This window comes from Chrysiogenia bacterium, from assembly GCA_020434085.1.
Classification (GTDB): Bacteria; JAGRBM01; JAGRBM01; order JAGRBM01; family JAGRBM01; genus JAGRBM01.
Genome location: JAGRBM010000498.1, coordinates 1 through 7307, shown reverse-complemented (window position 1 = coordinate 7307; position 7307 = coordinate 1). Strand labels below are relative to the sequence as shown.

The window sequence follows — 7307 nt, the reverse complement described above, 5'->3', positions numbered from 1 at the left end:
ATGCCCCAGGTGGCGACGAGGTAGACGAGCGCCAGCACGAAACTCACGCGCGGCAGGCTCGCGGCGGTGACGATGGAGGTGCAGATGCTCAGCATCGTAAACGCCGCGCCGCCGAAGACGAGCACCCGGAGAGCCGGCGCCGCGGGGAGGTATTCGGCCGGATAGACAAGGCCGATCAGGACCGGCGCGTTGAGCGAGATCAGCAGGCAGGCCCAGAGCACGGCGAAGAGGGCGAGGCCGAGCAGCTTCTCGATGGACTCGCGGGCCTCCGCATCGGCCTTGCGCGCAATGGCCGAGGCCACCACCGGCAGGATGACGAGGTTCACCGACATGGTGAGCGCGGCGGGAACCTGGGCGAAGATCTGCGCGGCGGCATAGAGGCCCGCCTGCCCGGCGGACTCGCCGGCGGGAAGCAAGGCCTTGAGCAGGAACAGATCGGACTGCACCGCGATGCTCATCACCAGGCTGAAGGCCAGCAGCGCGCTCTCATATTGCCAGAGCCGCTTGAAGGGGTAGTTCCCTTCAAGTGGTCGCACGCCGATGAGCACGGCGGCAATGGCAAGCCCGAGCACCTGCGCGCCGGCAAAGCCGCTGATGCTCGCCAGCGCGGAGCCCGCGCCGGCAGCCGCACCCAGCACGAGGGCGAGCTTGGAAAGTGACATGAAGATGTCGGCGAAGGCCTGCTTGCCGAAACGGCCCGTCCCGTTGGCCGCGCCCATGAGCACGGCGAAAAAGCCGTTGGCCGCAACCACGATGCCACCCACGCGAAAAAGCGGGGCGAGCGCGGCGTCATTGAAGAGCGAGGCCAGAGCGTCGGCACCGAAGAAGAACGCCAGCAGGACCAGCGCGCAGATCCACAGGCGGCTTCGCAGCGCGGCGGTGCGCACAGCGTCGGCCAGCGCGGGTTCCTCGGCGCTGAGTTTGGAGACTGCCTGCTGGGTGCCGTTGATGAACACCGTGCTGGCGGCAACGGCGATGCCGATGGCGACGACGAAGTTGCCGTATTCCGCCGGGCTCGAAAGCAGGCGTGGGAGCAGGAAAAAGTAGACGAGCCGGGTCAGCAGAAAAATTGCACGACTGGCCGTCAGGAAGAGGATTCCGCGTCCCACGCCCGCACCCCGCAGGGACGGGCTCGTCCGCGAGGGGTGGTGCTCGGCCGCTTGTTCGGCGGGATTTTCTGTGGTCACGGCTGTTGCGGGTGTCCCTACTGGCGGGGCTGCGTGGTCTGTCCCGAGCCCGCGAGGACTTTCTTCACAAAATCGCGGATGTCATTGGCAGTGATCGCGAAGCTCAGGCCCTGCGTGCCGCGAAGCATGGCGGTGTTGATTCCGACAGCGGCACCGGTGGTCGTGATGAGTGGCCCGCCCGAGTTGCCCGGGTTGATGGCCGTGTCGGTCTGGATGAGGTCGATCTTTCGTCCGAGCGCCTCCTCCATGCCCGGCAGGTTGCGGTGCGTCTGGCTGATGATGCCCTGGGTGACGGAGTGACCCAGGCCCAGCGGGTTGCCGATGGCGATGACGTAGTCGCCGACGGCAATCTGGCTCGAATCGCCCAGCGGGATGTGGTCGAACTTCGCGCCCGTCACGCTCACACGGAGCAGCGCGGCATCGAGGGTCGGGTCGCGCGCAATCACGGTGAGATCGTATTCCTTGTCGTCGGAGGTCTTGGCCGTAATGGATTCCGCGCCGGCAATGACGTGGTTGTTGGTCAGCAGGTAACCGTCGGGGTGGACGAAGAAGGCCGAGCCCAGCGCGGTGCCTTCGATCCTCACCGGAAAGGTCGTGCCGGGCAGGGGAAGCAGCGGCAGGAGCTGGAACCTGCCCTGGGTGTGCTTGCTGAAGACGTTGACCACCGCGGTGAGGGTTTTCGAGGCGATGTCGCGCACCGTGTTGCTGGTCAGCGGCACTTCCTTGCGGGTGATTTGTGCGTCGATGAGGACGGTGTCCAGGGACTTGCCGGTAAGCGCGCGGCCCGCCGGGTAGACCCGCATGGGCTCGCCGGGGCGAACGGCTTCCTGCTCGGGGCCGTGCAGGCCGAATCCCAGAATGCTGCATCCGGTTTGTGTCAGGCCGATGGTCAGGACCAGGCCAAGCAGGGCGATTTTGCGATTCATTGAGGTTCCTCCAGGGCGGGAATGGGCCCAGTATGGCACGATCACCCCCTAAATCCATGGCGCACCACGTGGAGGCAGGCCCCCTCGCCACCGGCGCCCGTGCGGCTATACTGGGGCCAGTTTGAGAGGCGTGCCGTCAGGGTGCGCCGCGCAAGGAGACAACATGAGCGCCGAGGCAGAACAGGCAAAATCATCGGTCGAGATGAGCGACGAAGAACTCGAAGACGCCATTGCGGAAGTCATTGATGCGGAGATTCGTCCCGGCCTTCGCATGGACGGCGGTGACTGTGAGTTCATCGGTTACGACGAGGGCGTGGTGCGTCTTCGTCTGCAGGGCGCGTGCGTGAGCTGCCCCTCGTCCCAGATGACACTCACCTTCGGTGTCGAAAAACGCCTGAAGGACCACTTCCCCCAGATCGAGGCCGTTGTCTCGGTCTGAGCTGCTGAATCAGATCAATCGAAACGGGCCCCGGATGGGGCCCGTTTTGTACGTGTGGCAACCATTCTTGCTGCTCCCGCAAAAGCCGCATAATTCGGAATAGCTCAACGTGCACGTGCTCGTGCAGGTGCACGTGCACGTTGAGAAAAGGCGAACCGGCGAATCTCTGACGCCGGTAGCTGGCTTGTGCACGACCTACCCGCTACCTTTCCCCACTCGGAGGATTCCCTCATGCGAATCGGTGTGGTCGGCCCGGGCGGGGTTGGCGGTTACTACGGCGGGATGCTCGCGCTCGGCGGTGCGGAGGTCACGTTCATGGCGCGCGGCAAGACGCTCGAAGCGCTCTCGCAGAACGGGCTCACGCTGCACTTTGAAAAGGGCGAGAGCAAACACGTGGACGTGCGCGCGCTTCCGGCGGCGGAGTTCGCAAAAGCCGGGCCCTTCGACCTGATCCTCTGGTGCGTGAAGAGCTACCAGAACCAGGCCGCAGCCGAGGGACTCGACGCACTGGCAGTGCCGGGCTGCTACTGGCTTCCCCTCCAGAACGGGGTGGAGACCGAGGACTTTCTGCGCGAGCGCTTTCCCCATGCCGAGATTTTGGGCGGTACCTGCTACGTGAGCGCGCTGACCGAGGCGCCCGGCGTGGTGCGCCACTTCGCCTCGGGAATCATCACGCTCGGGGACATCGGCTACTCCGATCCGGAGAAGACGCCCGAGGCCATCGAGAAAATTGCGACCGCGCTCACCGAGGCGAAGATCCAGACCATCCGCAGCCAGGACATCCGCGCCGACAAGTGGCGCAAGCTGGTGTGGAATGCCTCGCTCAACACTCTCTCGGCGATCTCCGGATGCAGCCCGCTGGAGCTGCTCGGGCGCGAGGAGACCCGCGAGCTGGTGCGCCGCGCGATGTACGAGGTTGTCGACGTGGCGCAGGCAAGCGGCATTGCCCTGGACTACAAACACGCCGACCGCCACATCCAGGCGACCATGGGGCTGCCCGACGTGCGGACCTCGATGGCCTGGGACGTTTCGGCAAACCGACCAGTCGAGCACGAAGCCCTCTGCGGCGTCGTCGTGAAGATGGGCGAGGCCGCCGGCGTGCCCACCCCGACGCTCAGGATTTTCTATACGCTCCTGGATTTGTACGAAGAGCGACGGAAGAAACAGTAATCAGAATATGATCCCCTCTCCCTCTGGGAGAGGTCGAGCGAAGCGAGGGCGAGGGTTCAGGCTTTGCGGCACCAGAACTCTCACCCTGACCCCCTCCCAGAGGGAGAGGGGATCGGGCCTGTTTGCTCCGCGCCGTCCAACTCCCTAAGATGCCCTTTCAAACCGGGGATCAACAGGGATCAGGGCCAATGTCCCGCCAGAAGACCAAGAAAGAGATCGAGGGCGAGAAGACCCGCGCGCAGATCATTGGCGCGGCCGTCGCCCTGTTTGCCGAGCGCGGCTACCGCGCCACCTCGGTCGCGATGATCGCCAAACAGTGCGACATCTCCACCGCGACCGTGTTCTGGCACTTCCGATCCAAGGAAGGGCTCCTTCAGGCGATCTTCAATCACATGATGGACGACATCCAGTCCATGATGGCCGAGAAGCGCCCCGCCGAAGCGGGCAAGGCACCGAGCCCCGTGCTCAGCGCCTCGGAGTTCGACTACTTCGTCGAGCAGTCCGAGCGTATGCGCATGCTGCTGGCCGTGGTGCTGGAGGCCGACGCTGTGGGCGGGCACCTGCCGGGGCTGCTCCGCACCCTGATGCGCAGCTACACGGAGTTGCTTTCCAAGCAGCTCCAGCACACCGGTCCCAAGCTCTCAGAGGACGAGGCCCGCGACCGTGCAACCCTCTTTGTCGCCACGCTTGCCGGCATCATCGTCCTGCGCGTCGCCGACGCCGAGATTGCCGAGCCCGGAAAGCTGGTGGAGAAAGCCAGCAAGCACCTGCTGGGGCTGGAGCCCGGATAAAAGAAAAGGGCGGGTAGAGCCCGCCCCTTAAATCTTTGTCGAACCGGACGGGCTGTGCCCGTCCTTTTTTGTTTCAGCTGAATGGATTCTCGCGCACGATCGTCTCTTCACGGCCGGGCCCAACCGAGAGCAGCACAACCGGGATGCCGGTGAGTTCCTCGATGCGATCAACGAAACGGCGCGCTGCGGCGGGGAGCTCGCTGAAGTGGCGCGCGTCGCGTGCGTCGCCCCAGCCTTCCATCGTCTCGTAAACGGGCTTGGCCTCGGCGAGCACGTCGCGGGCGGCCGGAACCTCGTGGACGCGGCCCTCGGGGGTGTCGTAGGCGGTGGCGATGCGCACTTCGTTCATGCCGCTCAAAACGTCGAGCTTCGTTACGGCCAGGCCGGTGAGCGAGTTGACGCGCACCGCGTGCTTGAGCACCAGCGCATCGAGCCAGCCGCAGCGGCGCGGCCGCCCCGTGGTGGCACCGAACTCGGCGCCGCGCTCGGCAATGCCCTTGCCCACATCGTCAAAGAGCTCGGTGGGAAAGGGGCCTTCGCCCACGCGGGTGGTGTAGGCCTTTGAGATTCCGATCACCTTGTCGAGAAAGACCGGGCCCACGCCCGCGCCAATAGCGGCGCCGCCCGAGACGGTGCTCGAGCTGGTGACATAGGGATAGGTCCCGTGGTCGACGTCCAGCAGGGTCCCCTGCGCGCCCTCGAAGAGGATCTTCTTGCCGGCCTTGCGCTGCTCGTCGAGCAATACGCCGCAGTTGAGCACCGCCGGACGGATGCGTTCGGCGTAGGCGCAGTACTCGTCGAAGACGGCTTCGACGTCGACGGGTTTCTCACCGAGCACCTTGGTCAGGATGTCGTTCTTGAAGGAGAGACTCTCCTCGAGATGCTTGCGGAAGCACGCGGGGCGGATGAACTCCGCCATGCGCAGGCCGTCGCGGCCCACCTTGTCGGTGTAGGCAGGGCCGATGCCGCGGCCGGTGGTGCCGATCTTGCGCTCGCCCTTGAAGTTCTCGCGGGCCGCATCGAGGGTGCAGTGGTAGGGAAGAATGACGTGGGCCGACTCGCTGATGGCGAGGGTGCCCTCGGCCAGCAGGTCGCGGCCCTGGGCCTTGAGCGCGTCGAGCTCGACGAGCAGCACCTTGGGATCGACCACCACGCCGTTGCCGATCACGCAGGTCTTGCCTTGGTGCAGCACGCCCGAGGGGATGAGGTGGAGGACGGTCTTCTTGCCCTCGACCACCAGCGTGTGGCCGGCGTTGTTGCCGCCCTGGTAGCGCACGACCGCGTCGGCCCACTCCGAATAGAGGTCGACGACCTTGCCTTTGCCTTCGTCGCCCCACTGGGCGCCCACGATGACTACGTTGGACACGTTGCGTGTTCCTTCCCGCGAGCCAGAAGCCCGCGATCTACTTCTTCGTCTTTGCGGCCGGGGCTTTCACCTCGACCAGTTTCGCGCCCAGCGCAGCCGCTTTGGCCTGCGCCTCGCGCTTGCCGGCGCGAACGCCCGCGAGCAGGACGCGCTGGCCCTTGGCGCGCAGCTTCGTCGCCTGCGCCAGTGCCGCTTCGGCCGAACCCTTGCTTGCATGAAGCACCACGTCGGCCGATGCCAGGTCCCCGTGGCGCGGGGCGCTTGTCTCGCCCAGGCGGGCAAGCAGCTCCACGTCGGCGGCAAAGCCCACGGCCGGAATGTCGCGCCCGAAGGCGGCGGCCAGGTGGTCGTAGCGCCCGCCGCTCAGAACGGCCTTGGCCGCGCCGCCGGCATAGACGGCAAAGAGCAGGCCCGTGTAGTAGTCCAGCCCGCGCACCTCGGCGAGATCGATCTCGACCCGCGCCATCTTCACGCCCGCGGCCTTGAGGGTTTTGACGAGTTTCTCAAGCGAACTCACCGCGCGCTTCGAGGCCTCGGGAATCGGCAGCTTCTTTGCGCGGGCGAAGACTTCCTCGCCGCCGAAGAGGCCGGGCAGGGCTTCGAGAATCTGGCGGCCCTTTGCGGAGACCTTCGTCTCCGAGAGGAACTCCGTGATCTCGGCGCGGTCCTTGCGGTCGATGGCGGAGGTGAGCGCCGCGCGCTGCTCGGCATCGAGGTCGAGCATTTCGAGCACGCCGTCGACAAAGCGAATGTCTCCGAGCTCGAGCACGTGATCCTTGAGCCCTGCGGCCTCGGCGGCTTCCAGGCACAGGGCGACGGTCTCGGCGTCGGCCAGCTCGGACTCGGTGCTGAAGTTTTCGACGCCGCTCTGGTAGATCTCGCGCGCGCCGTGGGCGCCGGTGTGGCGCTGGCGCACAATGGATCCACGGTAGAAGAGCTTGATGGGAAGCGCGTCGCCGGCGGCGCCGGTTGCCACCAGGCGCGCCACCTGCGGGGTGATGTCGGGGCGATAGAGCAGGCGCTGGCCCGTCAGCGGATCGACGAGCGGAAATGCGTCTGCCGCCGCGCGGGGGCCCAGACCCGGACGCAGGACTTCCTCGGCCTCGATGCTCGGCGTGAGCACGCGCTGGAAACCCCAGCGCGAATACACGCGGTCGAGACGGGCGCTCATGTTCGTAATGGCCTGCGCGGCCTCGGGACCGAAGTCCCGAAAACCCTCGGGCAGGCGGGTGCGTTCGAGGACGCTTTTCACCACCGGGCTCCTTCCGGGCGAAACCCCCCTGCCTGCCTGGCGGCGTGGCTGATCGGATTTCGGGCGAACACTAGCCCTGCCGTGGTGAGCTGGTCAACGACGGCGGGGTCGTTTGCGGGTTGTGAGAGGCGGGCGGGTAGACCCCGCCCCTACGGAAAGTCTTGTAGGGGCGGGGT

The 7307-nt window shown here is 66.0% G+C and carries 7 protein-coding genes; 3 read left to right on the top strand and 4 right to left on the bottom strand.

Annotated features, from left to right (window positions below; genetic code table 11):
• Nucleotides 1–1109: oligosaccharide flippase family protein (locus tag KDH09_16815; protein MCB0221361.1), on the bottom strand; the 1109-nt coding region annotated here is incomplete at its 3' end.
• A 95-nt stretch (nucleotides 1110–1204) separates the two neighbouring features.
• Entirely contained in the window at nucleotides 1205–2113 is a 909-nt protein-coding gene (locus KDH09_16810; protein ID MCB0221360.1) for a trypsin-like peptidase domain-containing protein, read from the bottom strand.
• 163 nt (nucleotides 2114–2276) lie between these two features.
• Between KDH09_16810 and KDH09_16805 the strand changes: the two genes are divergently transcribed.
• The 3 genes from KDH09_16805 (at nucleotide 2277) to KDH09_16795 (ending at nucleotide 4513) form a co-directional block, all read left to right on the top strand.
• Nucleotides 2277–2552 (top strand): NifU family protein, encoded by a 276-nt coding sequence (locus KDH09_16805; GenBank protein MCB0221359.1) that lies wholly within the window; start codon nucleotides 2277–2279, stop codon nucleotides 2550–2552.
• 231 nt (nucleotides 2553–2783) lie between these two features.
• Entirely contained in the window at nucleotides 2784–3722 is a 939-nt protein-coding gene (locus KDH09_16800; protein ID MCB0221358.1) for a 2-dehydropantoate 2-reductase, read from the top strand.
• 188 nt (nucleotides 3723–3910) lie between these two features.
• Nucleotides 3911–4513: a TetR/AcrR family transcriptional regulator gene (locus KDH09_16795; GenBank protein MCB0221357.1), complete on the top strand. Its 603-nt coding sequence runs from the start codon at nucleotides 3911–3913 to the stop codon at nucleotides 4511–4513.
• A gap of 73 nt (nucleotides 4514–4586) precedes the next feature.
• On the opposite strand, the gene KDH09_16790 is transcribed toward KDH09_16795, so the two are convergent.
• Nucleotides 4587–5879 (bottom strand): adenylosuccinate synthase, encoded by a 1293-nt coding sequence (locus KDH09_16790; GenBank protein ID MCB0221356.1) that lies wholly within the window; start codon nucleotides 5877–5879, stop codon nucleotides 4587–4589.
• Nucleotides 5880–5916: 37 nt separating this feature from the next.
• Entirely contained in the window at nucleotides 5917–7131 is a 1215-nt protein-coding gene (gene hisZ, locus KDH09_16785) for an ATP phosphoribosyltransferase regulatory subunit (GenBank protein MCB0221355.1), read from the bottom strand.
• Nucleotides 7132–7307: the final 176 nt, after the last annotated feature.

Excerpts from the sequence above, each read along its gene's own strand:
- KDH09_16810 (MCB0221360.1), bottom strand. The coding sequence starts at position 2,113 with ATGAATCGCAAAATCGCCCTGCTTGGCCTGGTCCTGACCATCGGCCTG.
- KDH09_16795 (MCB0221357.1), top strand. The coding sequence starts at position 3,911 with ATGTCCCGCCAGAAGACCAAGAAAGAGATCGAGGGCGAGAAGACCCGC.
- KDH09_16800 (MCB0221358.1), top strand. The coding sequence starts at position 2,784 with ATGCGAATCGGTGTGGTCGGCCCGGGCGGGGTTGGCGGTTACTACGGC.
- KDH09_16805 (MCB0221359.1), top strand. The coding sequence starts at position 2,277 with ATGAGCGCCGAGGCAGAACAGGCAAAATCATCGGTCGAGATGAGCGAC.